Consider the following 18455-nt stretch of genomic DNA (forward strand, 5'->3'; position numbering starts at 1 on the left):
CACAGCAATGAACATTAACAACTACACAATCAAATCGCAGGAGGCTCTACAGCAGGCTGTGGAGCTGACCCGTCGGCACGGACAGCAGGCCATCGAACCGCAGCACCTGCTCAAGGCCGTTATGGATCAGGGCGAAAGCCTGACCGATTTCCTTTTTGCCAAGATGGGGGTGAATAAGGGCAGTATCGCCACGGCTGTGGACAAACTGATCGAGAAGCTGCCCCATGTATCGGGTGGCGAACCCTATCTGTCGCGTGAGACCAATCAGGTGCTGCAGGCAGCGGAGGACGCAGCGCACCGGATGAAGGACAAATACGTCTCGTTGGAGCACATCGTGCTGGCTATTTTGGCTACGCGGTGTGAAGTATCCACTCTGCTCAAGGATGCCGGAGCCACCGAACAGCTCCTGGAGTCGGCCATCGAAGAGCTTCGGAAGGGTCGGAACGTGACCAGTCAGAGTGCGGAGGAGCAGTACAATGCACTGGAGAAATATGCCGTCAATCTCTGCCAGCGTGCCCGCGATGGCAAGTTGGATCCCGTGATCGGTCGTGACGACGAGATCAGGCGTGTGCTGCAAATCCTCTCCCGACGTACCAAGAACAATCCTATCCTTATCGGTGAGCCGGGGGTGGGCAAGACGGCCATAGCCGAGGGTCTGGCTTACAGGATCGTACGTGGCGACGTGCCGGAGAATCTGCGCAACAAGCAGATATTCTCTCTCGACATGGGAGCCTTGATCGCCGGAGCCAAGTATAAAGGTGAATTCGAGGAAAGGCTGAAAGCCGTGGTAAACGAAGTGACCGGAGCCGAGGGGGAGATCATCCTTTTCATAGATGAGATCCACACCCTTGTCGGAGCCGGCAAGAGCGAAGGTGCGATGGATGCGGCCAACATACTGAAGCCGGCTCTGGCTCGGGGCGAACTCCGTGCCATCGGTGCCACCACGCTGGACGAATACCGCAAATACTTCGAGAAGGACAAGGCTCTGGAACGACGCTTCCAGATGGTGATGGTGGACGAGCCGGACGAACTAAGCTCCATCTCCATCCTTCGGGGTTTGAAGGAGAAATACGAGAATCACCACAAAGTGAGGATCAAGGACGATGCCATCATCGCGGCCGTGAAGCTGTCGCACCGCTACATTACGGAGCGGTTCCTGCCCGACAAGGCCATCGACCTGATGGACGAGGCCGCCGCCCGTCTGCGTATGGAGGTGGATTCGCTGCCGGAGGAGCTGGACGAGATCTCGCGCAGGATCAAGCAGCTTGAGATCGAACGCGAAGCCATCAAGCGAGAGAATGACGAAGAAAAGGTACAGCTCCTCGACAGGGAAATAGCCGAACTCAAGGAGAAAGAGGCCTCGGAGAAAGCCCAATGGCAGAACGAAAAAGACCGGATCAATCAGATCCAGCAGCTCAAGATAGATATAGAGGAGCTGAAGTTTCAGGCCGATCGTGCCGAACGGGAGGGCGATTACGGACGAGTGGCCGAGATACGTTACGGGCTTATCAAGCAGAAGGAGACGGAGATCGGCACGATACAGCAGCAGCTGCACGAATTGCAGCGTGGCGGCTCCATGATCAAGGAGGAAGTGGAGGCCGACGACATAGCCGACATCGTGTCGCGCTGGACGGGCATCCCCGTCAGCCGTATGCTTCAGAGCGAGCGCGAGAAGCTGCTCCATCTGGAGGAGGAGCTGCACAAGCGCGTGATCGGTCAGGACGAAGCCATCCGCGCCGTGGCAGATGCCGTCCGCCGCAGTCGGGCCGGTCTTCAGGATCCCAAGCGTCCGATCGGTTCGTTCATCTTCCTCGGCACTACAGGGGTGGGCAAGACGGAGTTGGCGCGAGCCTTGGCCGAATTGCTCTTCGATGATGAGAGCATGCTTACGCGAATAGACATGAGCGAGTATCAGGAGAAGTTCAGTGCCACGCGTCTGATCGGTGCGCCTCCGGGGTATGTGGGCTATGACGAGGGTGGCCAACTGACGGAGGCCATTCGCCGCAAACCTTATTCCGTGGTGCTTTTCGATGAAATAGAAAAAGCTCACCCGGATGTGTTCAACGTATTGCTGCAAGTCCTCGACGATGGCCGCCTGACCGACAACAAGGGGCATGTGGTAAACTTCAAGAATACGCTCATCATCATGACGTCGAACCTCGGTTCGGACATCATTCGCGAGCGGATGCAGAACCTCACGGCGGAGAATCGCCAGTCCCTCACGGCTCGGACGGCCGATGAGGTGATGCAGCTGCTGAAGCACACGATCCGCCCCGAGTTTCTGAACCGTATCGACGAGACCATCGTCTTCACGCCGCTGACCGAGCAGGAGATCTACGAGATCGTCCGCTTGCAGCTCGATGGTATCGTGCGCCAACTGGCCGATAACGACGTGGTGCTCCACTACACGGAGGCTGTCGTGGCCTTTGGCGCCAGAGAGGGCTATGATCCGCAGTTCGGGGCGCGTCCCGTGAAGCGAGTCCTGCAGCGATTCGTCCTCAACGAGCTGAGCAAGGCTCTCTTGGCCGATGCGGTGGACAGTACGCGTCCCGTACTCATCGACTGCATAGACGGGTCGATCGTCTTCCGCAACGAATAGTAGCCTCCGGCTGTCTTATTCCTCTTATTCCTTCAAGGCTCCTTCGGGCATGTGGCTTGCCACTCTCCGGAGGAGCCTTTTTTGTGTCTCAAGGGGTGTCTTCGAGTACATCCCTAAGGGGCCTATATAGAGAGGATACTATCCTCTCACATGAGACCATAGTATCCTCTTATATGAGACCATAGTATCCTCTTATATGAGACCATAGTATCCTCTTGTATGAGACTATAGTATCCTCTTGTATGAGACCATAGTATCCTCTTGTACGAGACCATAGTATCCTCTCACATGAGATCATAGTATTCTCTCTGTATTTATCATGATTTTTTCAAGAAATGAATTTCACTTTATCGACAGAGGAGAAAGTAAAGGGATGACAATATCGGTCGGATCCGTCTGTGGTTTTCACTTTCCGTACGGCTGTTGTGGAGCAAACGGAGAGGGGGGATCGGAAAAAGGACCGTTTTCCCGAAAGAGGAACAAGGCTTTCCTCCGCGGAGTTTATCGGGTTACCTTCCGGAAGTAGCTGTAGAAAAGGATGCCGAGTAGTGTCAGGCTGATGGGAAAGGCCGACCAGATACCGGCCAACTGCATGGGCGTATTGCCCGATATGAATACGAATCCCAGCAAATAGGAGAGTATCGGTGCCAGCAATACGTGGCAGAAAGCTGCTGCCGGAGCCAGAAAACGGACGCGCTCCATTCCTCGCAGAGCATTGGCATAGATGGCTTGGAGGGCATCTCCGAATTGGTAGACGACGACAGGGATCAACGTAAGGGCAACGATACGAGCCACCTCCTCGTCGGGCGTGAAGAGGAAGGAAAAGCTGTGCCGCGTGAGCAAAAGTAGTACGACCACGACGCAGGCGGTCAGTGCGGCCATTCGGTAGGCCGTGGCGGCTACGCGGCGGACTTCATCGGGTTGGCCGTGCAGCTTGAAGTGACTGATGCGGATGGTGGTGGCAGCACCAAGCCCGTAATAGACGAGGTAGCCGAGCGTGGTGATGACGCAGACGATCTGGTGTGCCGCCAGAGCCTGATCGCCGAGCCGCCCGACAAAAAGAACGGCGATGGTGAAAGAGGCCGATTCGAGTCCCATCTGTACGGCAACGGGGAGTCCGACCGAGAATAGACGGCGGTAGGCGCGGCGGATATGCGTCTGCCGGCAGAAGGCACGGCGGATCGCTGTCCATGAGGGTCTGCGATAGAGGAAAAGGACGATGGTGGCGAGCATCAGCAGACGGCTCAGCAGGGTGGCATAGCCCGCTCCGAGGAGTCCCATTTCGGGGAGACCGCCTTTGCCGAATATCAGCAGATAGTTCAGTCCGACATTGAAGAGATTGCCCGATATGGTGATATACATCGGGGTGCGCGTATCGCTCATGCCGTCATAGAACTGCTTGAAGGCATTGAATACCGTTACGAGGAAGAGACCTCCCACCTGCACCCAGTAATAGGGGATGGCGAGAGGGCGGAGCGAGGGTGGGAGGTTGAGCGTATCGAACAAGGGAACCATCACGACTGCCACACTTGCGAGGAAGAGTCCGATCGCTATATTGAGGCGGAGGCTGTGCCGGAGCAGGATGCCGGCTTTGAAGTACTGTCCTCTGTGTTCGGCCGATGCCACCAGCGGCGTCAGTCCGTATGCGAATCCGATACCGAGGATGAGGAGCAGACCTAATATATTGTTCACAAAGGAGGCCGCGGCCAACTCTGCCGTGGAGTGCTGCCCGACCATGATATTATCGGCAAAGCTGACGAAGATGATTCCCAGTTGGCCGATGATAATGGGTAGCCCGAGGCGGAGCAATGCCCCGTAGTGGCCGGTTTTTTGCGTAGTAGCATCCATAGCGTGCTGCGAAAGTACGCCTTTACCTCCTAATGAGAAAGGATACGAAGCGATTCTTCAAAGTATCGGCAGAGGAAGGGGCTGTGTCAAAATTCATTTTGGCATAACCTGTTTTAGGTGCGTAAGAGTGCGAAAGTACGAGGCTCCAAGACCGATTAGAGTACGTGACGAAGCTGAATGTCGCAAGCAGTGCAGTAATTTGCGCATGACGATACACCGTCAATAAGAAAAGAGGCCGATCATCGTAATACCGGACGAACCGATATTGATGACAGGCCTCTTCGATAAGGTCGTTGGCAAATAAGGGAAGGAGGGTTTACCGGTACAATCCTTTACCTGCCAGAAGGGTATTGGACATGAGCGATACGATGGTCATCGGACCTACTCCGCCCGGTACGGGAGTGATGTACGAGCACTTGGGTGCCACTTCATCGAATTTGACATCGCCCGTCAGACGGAAACCGCTTTTGCGCGTAGAGTCCGGTACGAGTGTGGTACCTACATCCACGACCACGGCCCCGGGCTTTACCATATCGGCCGTCAGGAATTCGGGCTGTCCCAAAGCTGCAATAATAATGTCGGCCGTCAGGCATACCTCTTTGATGTTAGGGGTACGGCTATGGCAGATGGTGATGGTGCAGTCGCCCGGTTCTCCCTTTTGGAGCAAAAGCTGCGATACGGGCTTACCTACGATATTGCTGCGTCCCAATACTACGCAATGCTTGCCTCTGGTAGGGATATTGTAGCGGCGAAGCAGTTCCACTATTCCCTTCGGTGTGGCCGAGACGAAACCGGGCAGACCGATGCTCAGACGGCCTACGTTGATGGGATGAAATCCGTCCACATCCTTGCGCGGGTCTACTGCTTCGATGATCTTCTGCTCGTCGATATGCTTGGGCAGGGGGAGCTGTACGATGAAGCCGTCTACCGTCGGATCCTGATTCAGGCGATGCACGCAGGCCAGCAGTTCCTCCTCCGTCACATCGTCTTCGTAGCGAATGAGCGAGGAGGTAAAGCCCACCTCTTCGCAAGCTTTTACCTTGCTGGCCATATAGGTCTCGCTACCGCCATCATGACCTACGAGCACGCCTGCCAAATGCGGACGGCGACCACCTTTCTCCAGCAGCTCGTTTACTTCGGCTGCAATCTCTTGTTTTATTTCGCCGGAAATCTTTTTCCCGTCGAGAAGTTTGTATGTCGTTTCCATATATTAGACAACCTCTTTGATCTCAACATTGTTCTTCGCTCTTCCGTCAGCGATGCCGATGCGCTCTCGCCTTGCACTCACTCCGGCTGTCCGAAGAAGTCTTTGCGGCCGGTATCTTTTTTATCTCTTCATCTTCGGCATGCGCGGCATCTTCGGCATTTTGCCCCCTTTGAATCCCTGTATGGTCTTCATCATCTTACGCGTCTGGTCGAACTGCGTGATCAGCTTATTGACATCCTGTATGGAAGTGCCGCTACCCATTGCTATTCGCTTGCGACGCTGTCCGTTGAGGATAGAGGGATGGGTACGCTCATGAGGCGTCATGGAATATATGATGGCCTCGATGCTCTTGAAGGCATCGTCGTCTATGTCTATATCCTTGATGGCCTTTCCCACTCCCGGGATCATGGATGCAAGCTCTTTGAGGTTACCCATCTTTTTGATCTGATGTATCTGGGCGAGGAAGTCATTGAAGTCGAACTGATTCTTGGCTATTTTCTCCTCCAGTTTGCGAGCTTCCTTTTCGTCGTATTGTTCCTGAGCACGCTCCACAAGCGACACGATGTCCCCCATGCCGAGGATACGGTCGGCCATACGCTCGGGATGAAATGCGTCGATCGCTTCCATCTTCTCTCCCGTACCGACGAACTTGATGGGCTTGTTTACGACCGAACGGATCGAGAGGGCGGCACCACCTCGGGTGTCTCCATCGAGTTTGGTGAGGACAACACCATCGAAATCCAAGCGTGCGTTGAACTCTTTGGCTGTATTCACGGCGTCCTGACCGGTCATCGAATCCACTACGAAAAGGACTTCGTTCGGCTGGATGGCCGCCTTGATAGCCTCTATCTCGCGCATCATTTCTTCGTCGATGGCCAAGCGACCCGCGGTGTCAATGATGACAACGTCGTTCCCCTTGGTCTTGGCTTCGGCGATGGCATGTCGGGCTATCTCGACCGGCTTTTTGCTGTCCGGTTCGCTGTAGACGGGTACTCCGAGCTGCTCGCCGAGGATCATCAGCTGCTGGATGGCCGCAGGACGATACACGTCGCAGGCCACGAGCAGAGGTCGTTTGCCCTGCTTGGACTTGAGCATATTGGCCAGTTTGCCGGAGAAGGTGGTCTTACCCGAACCCTGCAATCCGGACATCAGGATTACTGCCGGACTGCCTTTGAGGTTAATATCCACAGAATGTCCGCCCATCAGAGCAGCCAATTCGTCATGAACGATCTTCACCATCAGTTCGCCCGGACGGACGGAGGTCAGTACGTTTTGGCCGATGGCTTTTTCCTTGACCAAGTCCGTAAACTGCTTGGCAACGACATAGTTCACGTCGGCATCCAAAAGGGCACGACGTACGTCTTTGAGAGTCTCGGCTACATTGATCTCGGTGATTCTCCCCTCACCTTTGAGGAGCTTAAAAGAACGGTCGAGCCGTTCGCTCAGATTTTCAAACATAGGAAATGATAGCTTGCATCTCTCCTCTCGCGATCCGATTCATAGCCGGAGAGGAGGGGTGAGATTATATTGCTGTGATTATTTCAGAATTATCTTGTTCGTTGCAGTATCGGGAAATACTACAGCAGGCTTGAACACCTTGGCTTCCTCCATCTTCATCCAGGCATACGCCATGATGATGATAATATCGCCCGGATGAACGATGCGAGCAGCTGCTCCATTGAGACAGATTACCCCCGAACCTCTTTTGCCCGGTATGGTATAGGTCTCCAAGCGTGCTCCGTTGTTGTTGTCCACGATTTGGACTTTCTCTCCGGCGATGATGTTGGCAGCATCCATCAGATCTTCATCGATGGTGATGCTGCCTACATAGTCGAGGTTGGCCTCCGTAATGGTTACGCGGTGTATTTTGGATTTTAATACTTCGACGTACATGTTGTTTTGCAATTCTCTGTATTTTTTACGACTGCAAAGTAACGGTAAATATATGTATGTACAACAATCGCACTTGTATTCAGTATATCTATATCTCTATCTCTCTGTGGCAAACGTTGTTCGTATGGGATGCAACCGAGAATTGCTGTACCTTTGTTCGGACAGATCAAGTGGGAGTAGCTGCCTGCGCTACCTCAAGACAAATTCAAATTTGCAGTCGAAATGACAATCGAACAATTATATGCAGCCTATCTGGCTCATCCTACGGTGACTACCGACAGCCGCCAAACACCTCCCGACAGTATTTTCTTCGCTCTCAAGGGCGAGCTGTTCGATGGCAATCGGTTTGCCTCCTCTGCCTTGGAGAAAGGATGCGCCTTGGCTGTGGTGGATGACCCTTCAGTCGTTCGTGACGAACGCTATCTCCTTGTGGACGATGTGCTGACAGCTCTCCAGCAGCTGGCTGCTTTTCACCGCAAGAGTCTCGGCACACCGGTTATCGGTATCACCGGGACGAATGGCAAAACCACGACAAAGGAGCTGATGGCTGCTGTCCTTTCCACGACTTATCCTGTACTCTATACGGAGGGCAATCTCAATAACCATATAGGAGTGCCTTTGACTTTGTTGAGGCTCAAAGCCGAACACCGGATAGCTATTATCGAGATGGGTGCCAATAAGCCCGGAGACATTGCCGAGCTGACGCGTATAGCTCGTCCTAACTTTGGACTGATTACCAATATCGGTCGGGCGCATTTACAGGGCTTCGGCTCTTTGGAAGGGGTAAGGCGTACCAAGGGAGAACTTTATGATTTTATTCGAGCAGAGGGGGGGATCCTCTTCTTGAATTTCGATGATGATACCCTCGTCGATATGTCGCAGGGACTGCAATCGGTCTCTTACGGTACCTCGGCAGATGCCACGGTTCGAGGACGAATAGTTGCAAACAACACGCCTTATCTCTGCTTCGATTTATTCGGCTCATCGAGTGAGCAGAGGATTTGCACCAATCTCGTGGGCGACTACAATCTGCCGAATGCTTTGGCTGCCGTAACGACAGGACGCTTTTTCGATGTCCCCGATGAAGCCATTGTATCGGCTCTTGCTACTTACAGACCGAGTAATAATCGCTCCCAATGGATCGAAACGGAGCGAGGCAATTCCCTGATTGTGGATGCCTATAATGCCAATCCGGTGAGCATGCACGCGGCACTCGACAATTTCGATTCCCTGCATACCGATAAACCTCTTGTGCTTATCCTCGGCGACATGAACGAACTGGGCGCAGAGAGCAAGCGTGAGCATATGGCTCTTCTCGAACGTATCAATACCGGTCGGTATCGGCGGATATTGCTATGCGGTCCTTGCCTGACGGCTTTGGCGGATAGCTTCCCCAACGGAGCAACGGGATTTGCCGACAATGTTGCTCTCGAAGAGTATTTGAAAGCTCATCCCATTCACGATTCTCTCATCCTGCTCAAAGGATCGCACGGTATCCACCTCGAAAAGATAATTCCTCTATGTTGAAGCAAACCCTTGCTCAAAGGCAGCAACAAAATCTCTCTGCACAGCAGATCCAGCAAATCAAACTCTTGGAGCTTCCTGCCATTGAGTTGGAAGAGAGGATACAGAAAGAACTGGAGGCTAACCCTGCTTTGGAAGAAGGAGCGTATGATGATGAGGTACCTGGCAGTGCGGATGGAACCGAAGACAATCTGATGGGGGATGACACCTCCGACCTCTCATTGGGCGATTACCGTACCGAGGAAGATATTCCGGAATACAAGCTGCGCGAAATACAGGATCGCAACAGCCGACGAGAGGAAATACCTTTTTCTTCCGCTGCACCTTCGATCAACGATCGTTTGGTCGAACAGCTGAAGTTCCTGCCTCTGACGGATCGACAGCAACAACTTGCTCCTTATATTATTGGTAACATAGAAGAAGATGGCTATCTGCATCGCGATCTGGAGGAGATTCTGGACGATCTCGCCTTCCGTGCCGGTATCGAAGCGGACGAAAAGGAAGTGGAGGAAGTGATAGGATTGGTACAAAGCCTCGATCCTCCCGGCATATGTGCCAGAGATCTCAAAGAATGTCTGCTACTTCAGTTGGAGCGATTGCCGGATACGACAACTCGGCAGACAGCCCTCCATATTCTTACGAACCATTATGACGACTTTGTCTCCAAACGGTTCGAGCAGTTGCAGGAGGAGGCATCTCTTTCCGACTCGGAAATGAAGGAAGCCTTCGGGCTGATCATGCAGCTCAATCCCAAACCCGCTAATGGATGGGGAGACGATGCCGAAGCAGCCATGAACAGGGTATATCCCGATTTCATCGTCGAGCGTATGGGAGATGATCTGGTCGTGTCGCTTACCCGTGGTGGTGATATTCAGCCCTTGCGCGTCAGTAAGGTCTATCAGGAGATGATGCAGGATTATCAGGGCTCTGCTAAGAATCGTTCACGCGAACGCAAGCAAACACTTCTTTTCGTCAAGCAGAAAGTGGATCAGGCACAATGGTTCATCGAGGCCATTCGTCAGCGTCGGGAAACCCTACAGCGGACGATGGAGGCCATAGTACGGCTACAGGATGCTTATTTCAGAAGTGGAGAACTTGCCGATCTGAAGCCTATGATTCTGAAAGATGTGGCGGATCCGACGGGTTACGATGTCAGTACGATCTCTCGGGTGAGCAACAGCAAATATGTACAGACCGACTTCGGAATCTTCTCCCTGAAGCACTTTTTCAGCGATGGCACTGTCAATGATAAGGGAGAGGAAGTATCCACACGTGAGGTCAAGCGAGTACTTGCCGAAGCCATCGACTCCGAGGACAAGAGATCTCCCCTGAATGATACCGAGTTGGCTGAGGTTTTGGCCGAAAGCGGTTATCGACTGGCTCGTCGTACCGTTGCCAAATATCGGGAGCAGCTCGGTTATCCCACAGCGAGGATGCGGAAAGAAGTCGTATAGAAAGGCTCTGTCAGACGTACGTACTCAGGCGAATAGTAGCCTGTGGCAGGATGAATGATGAGAGTATCGGTGAGTGGCGATCGGTCGATAGCAGTATCGGCAGGTCGCCATTCGCTTAGGAGGCGTTTAGGTCCTTTATGGGGTAGGGTATGCACCTCGGTCAAGCGAGACGGGACCAAACGATAGGTAGCTGCATACAGGCGTAAATCCTTTAGCCGGTCATGGGGTGTAATGAGTGCCAATCGCCCTTGCGGAGAGAGCAATTCGGAGGCACGGCATATCAGTTTTTCCAATGGCAGGGTTTCTTCATGTCGTGCCATGGTACGCTGTCTGTCGGGAGCATGCAGGGAGGACTTGAAGAAAGGCGGATTCGAGGCGATCAGGTCGAAACGTTGATTTCCGATAAGGCTTTCGAGCGATGAATCCAAAATATCTCCCGAAGCGATCGCTATTCGATCGGAAAAAGGAGAGGCAGCAGCGTTTGCGCGAGCACATTCGGCAGCGGCAGTATCTATTTCTATTCCCTGTACCCGGGCCTGTGGGAATCGCTGTGCCATCATTAAGGCTATCAGCCCTGTACCCGTGCCTATGTCCAGACAATGCCGGGGCATACTTCCGGCTGCATCCCCTCCGGCCCATGCTCCGAGCAGGACGCCATCTGTACCCACGCGCATGGCACAACCTGTTTGGTCGATGTCGAATTGTTTGAAGGAAAAAATATCTGTCGGCATAAAGGCGGTACAGAATGAAGAGTCATTGTTTCGTTGTATCCTTTTCGGATTTCTCCCCCTTCCACCATCGCTTCGTCCGCTCTCCCAGTTTGGCTTCATGCGCCGTGTGCATTTGAGGAGTCCAGAAAGAGACGTCAGCAGCTTTGTCGGGCAGATATTGCTGTGAGACGAAGTGCTCCGGAAAATCGTGCGAGTATTTATATCCCTTACCATAGTCGAGGTCGGCCATCAGACGGGTAGGGGCATTACGCAGGTGCAGGGGTACAGGGAGATTGCCTGATCGACGGACATATTCGAGAGCGGAGTCGATGGCCAAATAGGCTGAATTGCTCTTCTCCGAAGTGGCCAAATAAATGGTAGCCTCGGCCAGTGGAATACGGCCTTCGGGCCAGCCGATCCGGTCTAAAGCCTCGGCACAGGCCGTAGCGATGAGCATGGCATTCGGATTGGCCAGACCGATGTCCTCCGCAGCCGATATGATCAGCCTGCGAGCGATGAATGAGGGTTCCTCCCCACCGTCTATAAGGCGCGCCAGCCAGTAAATAGCCGCGTCGGGATCACTGCCCCGAATACTTTTGATAAAGGCGGATGCTATATCGTAATGCAGTTCGCCTCCCTTGTCGAAAGCAGCAGGGTTTTCTTGCAATCGCCGGCGTATCTTTTCGTTGGTAATGACGAGCCGGTCTTCTACTTCGCTTGTGGCCAGAAGGTCGAGGATGTTCAGCATCTTTCGCGCATCGCCTCCGGCATAGAGAAGCAGAACTTCTGTCTCCTCCAGTACAGGATGCTTGGCAGCCAGCAGTTCGTCCCGATCGATAGCCCTATGTGCCAGTAGCAGCAGATCCTCATCGGCCTGAGGTTTGAGCACATAGACCTGACAGCGCGAGAGGAGCGGACGTATGACTTCGAAACTCGGATTTTCGGTCGTGGCACCGATCAGTGTCACTATTCCCCGCTCTACGGCTGCCAGAAGTGAGTCCTGCTGACTCTTGCTGAAACGGTGTATCTCATCTATGAAGAGGATGGCGCGTCCGCCCTTGTCGAACAGATTGCCACGATTGGATTCGATGTCGGCTATCACTTCTCGCACTTCTTTCACACCGGAGCTGACCGCACTCAATGTATAGAAAGGTGCATCCACCTCGTGAGCGATGATTTCGGCCAGCGTGGTCTTGCCTACTCCGGGAGGCCCCCACAGAATCATGGATGGCACTTGTCCCTGTTCGATCATCCGCCGGAGCACAGCTCCCGGTCCGATCAGATGCTGCTGCCCCACATAGTCGACCAGCGTCTTGGGACGCATTCTCTCTGCCAAGGGTATTTGTTTCATGCCGCTAAGGTACATAATTGGGATACGTTGAAGATACAGAAAAGGCCGTGGGTAAATACCACGACCTTTTCAGTTTGAGAAGCCTACGGATTTTCCGTACCGTCGCCGTCTGACGGCTTCGTCGTCTTCTTTTTCTTCGCAGGTATTTCCACGCGCTGGTAGGTTACGCCCGTGAGGGTGAAGTACTTGCGCGAGGGCGAGAGGCGAACGGTGGGTTTGGTGATGTGTATGTTGGGATTGAACCGTTCTTGCCCTTTCACCACAAGGACACTCTTGAACGAAGGCGTGAGCGTACCGATGTCACCGAATTCGACGATGTCGCCATTTTCCACATGCCGCTTCGCAATTTCAGCAGCAAGGCGAAGTACAGCTTCTACCTCCGCGCCGGTGAATGTCGTCGCCCGACCTACTTCGTCGCAGAAACTGCGGTGGTCTACACGCTTGCGCCCTGTGGGCCGTGCCTGAATGACAGTCTTGCCTGCCAGCTTTCCGAAATTTGCCTTGCGCTCCGATAGCACATAAGCCAAAGGTTTGTTTGCCATAGCTTCAAAAGGTTGCCCCGCAGTTGGTTTTGTGCCGTGTAGAGGTCGGGAGCTTTAGCCTCCGTCGTACATTTTTTCCGTTTGATAAGACAAAGATATAAAAAACAGTCGTCAGTTTTCAGAAAAATAGTCGTCAGTTTCTAATAAAATAGTCGTCAGTTTTTGGGAAATCAGTCGTCAGTTTCAGAGAGATCAGCCAACTGATTTCTTATTATATCATATCTGTAAGAATCTTCCTCTGTTTGATCAATTGATGAATAGACATATAATATATGGTACTTGCCGTATTTCCGTAGCTTTGCAGAGTGTTTAAGAAAAGTACTCCTCCTAACCTCTCAATGATTTGATATGAGTCCTCTCGTAGCTATTCTGACCGTTATCATCTATTTCATTTTCCTTTTCGGTATTTCCATCATTACGGGCCGCAAGGCGGATAATGCCGGCTTCTTCGTCGGCAATCGCAAATCCCCGTGGTACATGGTGGCTTTTGCCATGATCGGCTCCGGTATATCGGGTGTGACCTTCGTATCCGTGCCGGGCATGGTGGCCGGCAGTGGATTCTCCTACTTGCAGATGGTACTGGGCTTCGTGGCCGGACAGCTGATCATTGCTTTCGTGCTGATCCCTCTCTTCTACCGGATGAATCTGATGTCCATTTACGGCTACTTGCAAGAGCGATTCGGATTCTCGTCCTACAAGACGGGGGCATGGTTTTTCTTCATTTCCAAGATGCTCGGTGCGGCTGTCCGTCTCTTTCTCGTGTGCCTGACGCTCCAACTGATCATATTCGAACCGTTCGGTTGGCCTTTTTGGACCAATGTATGTCTGACGATGCTCCTCGTCTGGCTGTATACGTTCAAGGGCGGAGTGAAATCGCTGATCTGGACAGATTCGTTCAAGACCCTCTGCCTCATCGTCTCGGTCGTACTCTGCATCGTCTATATTTCTGCCGACTTGGGCGACAAGTGGGGTGGGCTTTCCGATCTTATCGGTGGGAGCGACTACTCCCGTATGTTTTTCTTCGATGACGTGAACGACAGACGCTATTTCTTCAAGCAGTTTCTGGCGGGCGTATTCACCGTAATAGCTATGACGGGTCTGGATCAGGACATGATGCAGCGCAATCTGAGCTGTAGGAACTACCGCGATTCGCAGAAGAACGTCCTCACCGGTGGCGTGATGCAGTTTTTCATCATAGCACTCTTCCTCATGCTCGGCACCCTGCTCTATACCTATGCCGACAGCCACGGCATCCCCCATCCGGCCAAAAGTGATGAACTTTTCCCTCTCTTGGCCACGGGTAGCTATTTTCCGCCTATTGTCGGTATCCTGTTTGTTTTGGGACTGGTGTCGTCGGCTTTCTCCGCAGCCGGTTCGGCTCTGACGGCTCTGACCACTTCGTTCACGCTGGACATCCTCCAAGCAGACAGCCACCGAACCGAAGAGCAATCGGCTCGCATACGCCATCGCGTGCACATCGGCATGGCTGTCGTCATGGGGTTGGTCATATACTTCTTCGATATGGTGAGCAGCACGAGCGTCATCGATGCCGTCTACGTACTGGCCAGTTACACTTATGGCCCGATATTGGGGCTGTTTTTCTTTGGCATCGCCACCAAAAGGGCGGTACGGGACAGATACGTCCCTCTGGCAGCCCTTGCCGCTCCGGTGCTCTGCTACATTCTCCAGAGCCATTCGGAGCAATGGTTCGGCGGCTATAAATTCAGTTACGAACTCCTCATCTTCAATGCCCTCTTTACCGCTATGGGTCTGGCCTTGTTGAGCAGGAAAAAAGAAATACGATCATGATTCTGATTGGAGACAGCGGTTCCACCAAGACGGATTGGTGCATGGCCAAGGAGGGAAAAAGCCTCGGACGATTCCAAACGTCGGGTATCAATCCCTTTCAGCAGGATAGGGACGAAATAGACACTGCCCTGCGCTCGGAAGTCCTGCCGGCCATAGGCCCAAAAGCCACCTCCATCCGAGCTGTACATTTCTACGGAGCAGGGTGTACACCGGCCAAAGCTCCTATACTATACGAAGCCTTGGGCGGTATGCTGCCCTGCTGTGGCCGCATCGAAGTCGCCGGCGATATGCTCGGCGCAGCCCGTGCTCTCTGTGGCGATACCGAGGGGATAGCCTGCATATTGGGTACGGGATCCAATTCCTGCCTGTTCGATGGTCGGGAGATCAAAGCCAACGTTTCCCCACTGGGCTATATCCTCGGAGATGAAGGGAGCGGAGCCGTATTGGGACGGCTCTTCATCGGCAGCCTGCTCAAGGGGCAGATGCCGGAGGGGCTGTGCGAAGCTTTCCTGCAGGAGTATGATCTGACGTCTGCCGATATTATCGAGAGTGTCTATCGAAAGCCTTTCCCCAATCGTTTCTTGGCCGGATTCTCTCCCTTTATCGCGCAGCATTTGGACATTCCGGCTGTATATAGCCTTGTACAGAATAGTTTCGACGACTTTCTTGTGCGCAATGTGCTCCGATACAATCGCCCTGACCTCCCCATCCACTTCATCGGCTCCGTAGCCTTCCACTATCGGGAAGTGTTGAGCAGCGTCATCGAAAAAAGAGGCTTGACGCTCGGATCGGTACTGCAAAGTCCGATGGAGGGACTTATACAATATCACTGCAACGATCATGTTTGAGAAGATTACCGAACAACCATCCCTGTACGACCGACTGGAAGAAAAGTCGACCAGAGAGATCCTCGAAGACATCAACCGCGAGGACAGGAAAGTGGCCGAAGCCGTCAGCCGGACTATCCCGTTGATCGAACGATTGGTCGAACAAATCATACCACGCATGGAGCAGGGTGGGCGACTCTTCTACATGGGAGCCGGCACCAGTGGCCGCCTGGGCGTTCTGGATGCTTCGGAGATCCCTCCCACATTCGGTATGCCCCCCACATTCGTCATCGGGCTGATCGCCGGAGGGGATCGTGCCCTGCGTAATCCGGTCGAGAAAGCCGAAGACAACACCGAACGCGGCTGGGAAGAGCTTTTGAGCCACGGAGTGAACTCCTCCGATACGGTCATCGGCATAGCGGCATCGGGGACTACACCCTATGTCATCGGAGCCTTGCGAGAAGCACGCAGACATGGAATCCTGACGGGATGTATCTGTAGCAATGTCGGATCTCCGTTGGCTGCCGAAGCGGATTGTCCCATCGAAGTGATAGTAGGCCCGGAATACGTGACGGGTAGCTCACGGATGAAATCCGGTACGGCGCAGAAAATGATCCTGAATATGATCAGCACCTCCATAATGATTCGTCTCGGACGGGTAAAGGGCAATCGTATGGTCAATATGCAACTCAGCAACAACAAGCTGATCGATCGGGGCACGCGCATGCTGATGAGTGAGTTCGACCTCTCCTACGAAGAAGCCCGTACCCTCCTCCTTCGCCATGGATCTGTCCGTATCGCCTCCGAAAGCATGAAGCAAAAGCCACCCGAGAAATAGAAACTTACACCGGCAAAAGGGAAAAAACCGTTCGGGGATGTTGCATCTATCGATAAAACCACTATATTTGCACCCGAAACGAAGAAAAGAAGAACGGCCGCGTAGCTCAACTGAATAGAGTAGCTGACTACGGATCAGCCGGTTACAGGTTTGAATCCTGTCGCGGTCACTTTTTCTCCTTCTATTGTTTCAGGCTTTTACGATGGCCGCGTAGCTCAACTGAATAGAGTAGCTGACTACGGATCAGCCGGTTACAGGTTTGAATCCTGTCGCGGTCACACAGTATCTGAGGGAATCCATTCGAAGGGTTCCCTCTTTCAGTATATACCCCGTACGGACGATGCTATTCGACGAAAAAGAAATTCTCGCCATTACGCGATGGGCTAAGCTCTATGCCGACCAATCACCCGACAGGATTCTGCTGGGGAGCAATGATATTCCCCCGGAGTATCGGGCTGCGGTAGCTACCCAAATAGAGCTTTGGCCTCGTCTGAAGAACAAGCTGCCCCGGTGGGCCGGTATCAGTTCTCTGTACATTCCTTCACGGCTCTCTTTGGAGCAATCCTCTGGAGCTGTCACGAGTTCGTACAAAAGCCGTTTCGTCGGAGAAGGGGCCAAAGTGGTGGATCTGACCGGCGGACTCGGCATCGACTTCATGGCCTTGATGTCCAAAGCGTCCCAAGGCATATATATCGAGCGAAATGAAGAGACGGTAACTGCAGCACGGCACAACATACCGCTATTGCTCAACGAAGGGAAAGATGTAAATATCCTAACAGGGGATTTCAAAGAGTATTTACAGCAGATAAAGACTTTTCACCCCGACTGTATCTACGTGGATCCTGCCAGAAGGTCGGGAGCGGATAAGCGCGTTTATGCCATAGCCGACTGTGAGCCGGATCTCATCCCATTGGCTGCCGAATTGCTGCCGTTCTGTGGCAGTATTCTGGCCAAACTATCTCCTATGATCGACCTGTGGGACACGCTTCAGTCTCTTCCGCACGTACAGGAACTACACGTAGTGGCCGCCCACGGAGAGGTAAAAGAACTATTGGTCAGAATGTCTCTAAGCAAAGCTGCTATTCCTCCCGAAAAAGTGCCGATCCACGCAGTCAATCTTCTTTCGGAAGATACCGCAATACCCTTCATCTTTACAATGGAAGAAGAGAGAAGTATCTCTATTCCGTACACCGATTCGATCGACAAGTATGTTTATGAGCCACATACTGCACTGCTCAAAGCAGGAGCCTTCAAGACCGTAGCCTATCGCCATGGCATACGTAAACTGCATCCCAATAGCCATCTATACACGTCGAAAGTATATGAGTCGGCTTTCCCCGGGCGTACCTTTGTTCTGGAAGAAATTATTCCCTTTTCCTCTTCCGTGCTTAAACAGCTTCACAAGACAGTACCACAGGCTTCCATCAGTTGTCGCAACTTTCCTCTTTCTCCGATCGAACTGAGACAACGCAGCAAGATGGCAGACGGTGGAGAAAAGACACTGATGGGCACGACAATGGCAGATGGGAAAAAGGTGTTGCTACTACTTCGTAAGGCAGAGTAATTCATCCTCCGAACAAAACACAAGAAGTCGGGCATTTTTCACAGATAAATAAGATCAAAATCCATACAAAAAAAACGGGATTGCTTATACAAGCAATCCCGCGCGCACCCATTACAATAAAAACACTATTGAGGAATAAGTAAGATATTTTCCCAAAACAGTATCTCTGTTTTTATCTATCGCAAAGGTAAGAGGTATTTGAAGAGATTTTCTACGGGTTTCTCTGTATTTTTTCTACGTATATATACGTATGCATATTCCCTTTCATATGATATTATCACAGGGTAAA

14 protein-coding genes and 2 tRNA genes are annotated in these 18455 nt (G+C 52.6%); 9 read left to right on the plus strand and 7 right to left on the minus strand.

Annotation, left to right across the window (positions count from 1 at the left end; translation table 11 throughout):
- The first annotated feature begins 7 nt into the window (after positions 1–7).
- On the plus strand, positions 8–2599 hold the full coding sequence (clpB, locus tag HQ49_RS00375) for an ATP-dependent chaperone ClpB (protein WP_039417804.1): 2592 nt from the start codon (positions 8–10) through the stop codon (positions 2597–2599).
- 501 nt (positions 2600–3100) lie between these two features.
- Here clpB and HQ49_RS00380 read toward each other — a convergent pair.
- The 4 genes from HQ49_RS00380 to panD all read right to left on the minus strand — a co-directional run bounded on the left by HQ49_RS00380 (position 3101) and on the right by panD (position 7547).
- A complete protein-coding gene (locus HQ49_RS00380) occupies positions 3101–4447 on the minus strand; it encodes an MATE family efflux transporter (RefSeq protein WP_018964908.1) in 1347 nt (448 codons plus the stop codon).
- 316 nt (positions 4448–4763) lie between these two features.
- Positions 4764–5654, minus strand: coding sequence for a bifunctional methylenetetrahydrofolate dehydrogenase/methenyltetrahydrofolate cyclohydrolase FolD (gene folD / locus HQ49_RS00385; protein WP_039417805.1), 891 nt, complete (start codon positions 5652–5654; stop codon positions 4764–4766).
- Positions 5655–5774: 120 nt separating this feature from the next.
- A complete protein-coding gene (gene ffh / locus HQ49_RS00390) occupies positions 5775–7112 on the minus strand; it encodes a signal recognition particle protein (protein ID WP_039417806.1) in 1338 nt (445 codons plus the stop codon).
- Between the two features lie 78 nt (positions 7113–7190).
- Positions 7191–7547, minus strand: a complete 357-nt coding sequence (gene panD, locus HQ49_RS00395; protein WP_018964905.1) for an aspartate 1-decarboxylase — start codon at positions 7545–7547, stop codon at positions 7191–7193.
- A gap of 222 nt (positions 7548–7769) precedes the next feature.
- Between panD and HQ49_RS00400 the strand changes: the two genes are divergently transcribed.
- Both HQ49_RS00400 and rpoN read left to right on the plus strand, forming a co-directional pair.
- A complete protein-coding gene (locus HQ49_RS00400; protein ID WP_039417807.1) occupies positions 7770–9074 on the plus strand; it encodes a UDP-N-acetylmuramoyl-tripeptide--D-alanyl-D-alanine ligase in 1305 nt (434 codons plus the stop codon).
- A complete protein-coding gene (rpoN, locus tag HQ49_RS00405) occupies positions 9068–10525 on the plus strand; it encodes an RNA polymerase factor sigma-54 (protein ID WP_039417808.1) in 1458 nt (485 codons plus the stop codon). The genes HQ49_RS00400 and rpoN overlap by 7 nt, the downstream gene beginning before the upstream one ends.
- Here rpoN and HQ49_RS00410 read toward each other — a convergent pair.
- The 3 genes from HQ49_RS00410 to HQ49_RS00420 form a co-directional block, all read right to left on the minus strand.
- Positions 10489–11256: a tRNA1(Val) (adenine(37)-N6)-methyltransferase gene (locus HQ49_RS00410; protein ID WP_039417809.1), complete on the minus strand. Its 768-nt coding sequence runs from the start codon at positions 11254–11256 to the stop codon at positions 10489–10491. The two genes, rpoN and HQ49_RS00410, sit on opposite strands and share 37 nt — an antisense overlap.
- 22 nt (positions 11257–11278) lie before the next feature.
- Positions 11279–12586 carry a replication-associated recombination protein A gene (locus HQ49_RS00415; protein WP_039417951.1) on the minus strand — a complete coding sequence of 436 codons (1308 nt, stop codon included), beginning with the start codon at positions 12584–12586 and terminating at the stop codon, positions 11279–11281.
- An 83-nt stretch (positions 12587–12669) separates the two neighbouring features.
- Entirely contained in the window at positions 12670–13128 is a 459-nt protein-coding gene (locus tag HQ49_RS00420) for an HU family DNA-binding protein (RefSeq protein WP_039417810.1), read from the minus strand.
- A gap of 348 nt (positions 13129–13476) precedes the next feature.
- Between HQ49_RS00420 and HQ49_RS00425 the strand changes: the two genes are divergently transcribed.
- From HQ49_RS00425 to HQ49_RS00450, 6 genes are all read left to right on the plus strand, one after another.
- Positions 13477–14937: a sodium:solute symporter gene (locus HQ49_RS00425; RefSeq protein ID WP_039417811.1), complete on the plus strand. Its 1461-nt coding sequence runs from the start codon at positions 13477–13479 to the stop codon at positions 14935–14937.
- Positions 14934–15785, plus strand: coding sequence for an ATPase (locus tag HQ49_RS00430; RefSeq protein ID WP_039417812.1), 852 nt, complete (start codon positions 14934–14936; stop codon positions 15783–15785). Before HQ49_RS00425 ends, HQ49_RS00430 begins: the two co-directional genes overlap by 4 nt.
- Positions 15778–16602: an N-acetylmuramic acid 6-phosphate etherase gene (murQ, locus tag HQ49_RS00435; protein WP_039417814.1), complete on the plus strand. Its 825-nt coding sequence runs from the start codon at positions 15778–15780 to the stop codon at positions 16600–16602. The genes HQ49_RS00430 and murQ overlap by 8 nt, the downstream gene beginning before the upstream one ends.
- A gap of 95 nt (positions 16603–16697) precedes the next feature.
- Positions 16698–16771: transfer RNA gene (locus HQ49_RS00440), tRNA-Arg, on the plus strand.
- 35 nt (positions 16772–16806) lie between these two features.
- A tRNA-Arg gene (locus HQ49_RS00445) sits at positions 16807–16880 on the plus strand.
- A gap of 62 nt (positions 16881–16942) precedes the next feature.
- A complete protein-coding gene (locus HQ49_RS00450; RefSeq protein WP_039417815.1) occupies positions 16943–18166 on the plus strand; it encodes a THUMP-like domain-containing protein in 1224 nt (407 codons plus the stop codon).
- Positions 18167–18455: the final 289 nt, after the last annotated feature.

The sequence above is a fragment of the Porphyromonas gulae genome (assembly GCF_000765945.1).
In the GTDB taxonomy this organism is placed as follows: Bacteria; Bacteroidota; Bacteroidia; order Bacteroidales; family Porphyromonadaceae; genus Porphyromonas; species Porphyromonas gulae.

Coding starts and splice junctions, on each gene's coding strand:
- clpB (WP_039417804.1), top strand. CDS start 8: ATGAACATTAACAACTACACAATCAAATCGCAGGAGGCTCTACAGCAG.
- HQ49_RS00380 (WP_018964908.1), bottom strand. CDS start 4,447: ATGGATGCTACTACGCAAAAAACCGGCCACTACGGGGCATTGCTCCGC.
- folD (WP_039417805.1), bottom strand. CDS start 5,654: ATGGAAACGACATACAAACTTCTCGACGGGAAAAAGATTTCCGGCGAA.
- ffh (WP_039417806.1), bottom strand. CDS start 7,112: ATGTTTGAAAATCTGAGCGAACGGCTCGACCGTTCTTTTAAGCTCCTC.
- panD (WP_018964905.1), bottom strand. CDS start 7,547: ATGTACGTCGAAGTATTAAAATCCAAAATACACCGCGTAACCATTACG.
- HQ49_RS00400 (WP_039417807.1), top strand. CDS start 7,770: ATGACAATCGAACAATTATATGCAGCCTATCTGGCTCATCCTACGGTG.
- rpoN (WP_039417808.1), top strand. CDS start 9,068: ATGTTGAAGCAAACCCTTGCTCAAAGGCAGCAACAAAATCTCTCTGCA.
- HQ49_RS00410 (WP_039417809.1), bottom strand. CDS start 11,256: ATGCCGACAGATATTTTTTCCTTCAAACAATTCGACATCGACCAAACA.
- HQ49_RS00415 (WP_039417951.1), bottom strand. CDS start 12,586: ATGAAACAAATACCCTTGGCAGAGAGAATGCGTCCCAAGACGCTGGTC.
- HQ49_RS00420 (WP_039417810.1), bottom strand. CDS start 13,128: ATGGCAAACAAACCTTTGGCTTATGTGCTATCGGAGCGCAAGGCAAAT.
- HQ49_RS00425 (WP_039417811.1), top strand. CDS start 13,477: ATGAGTCCTCTCGTAGCTATTCTGACCGTTATCATCTATTTCATTTTC.
- HQ49_RS00430 (WP_039417812.1), top strand. CDS start 14,934: ATGATTCTGATTGGAGACAGCGGTTCCACCAAGACGGATTGGTGCATG.
- murQ (WP_039417814.1), top strand. CDS start 15,778: ATGTTTGAGAAGATTACCGAACAACCATCCCTGTACGACCGACTGGAA.
- HQ49_RS00450 (WP_039417815.1), top strand. CDS start 16,943: ATGCTATTCGACGAAAAAGAAATTCTCGCCATTACGCGATGGGCTAAG.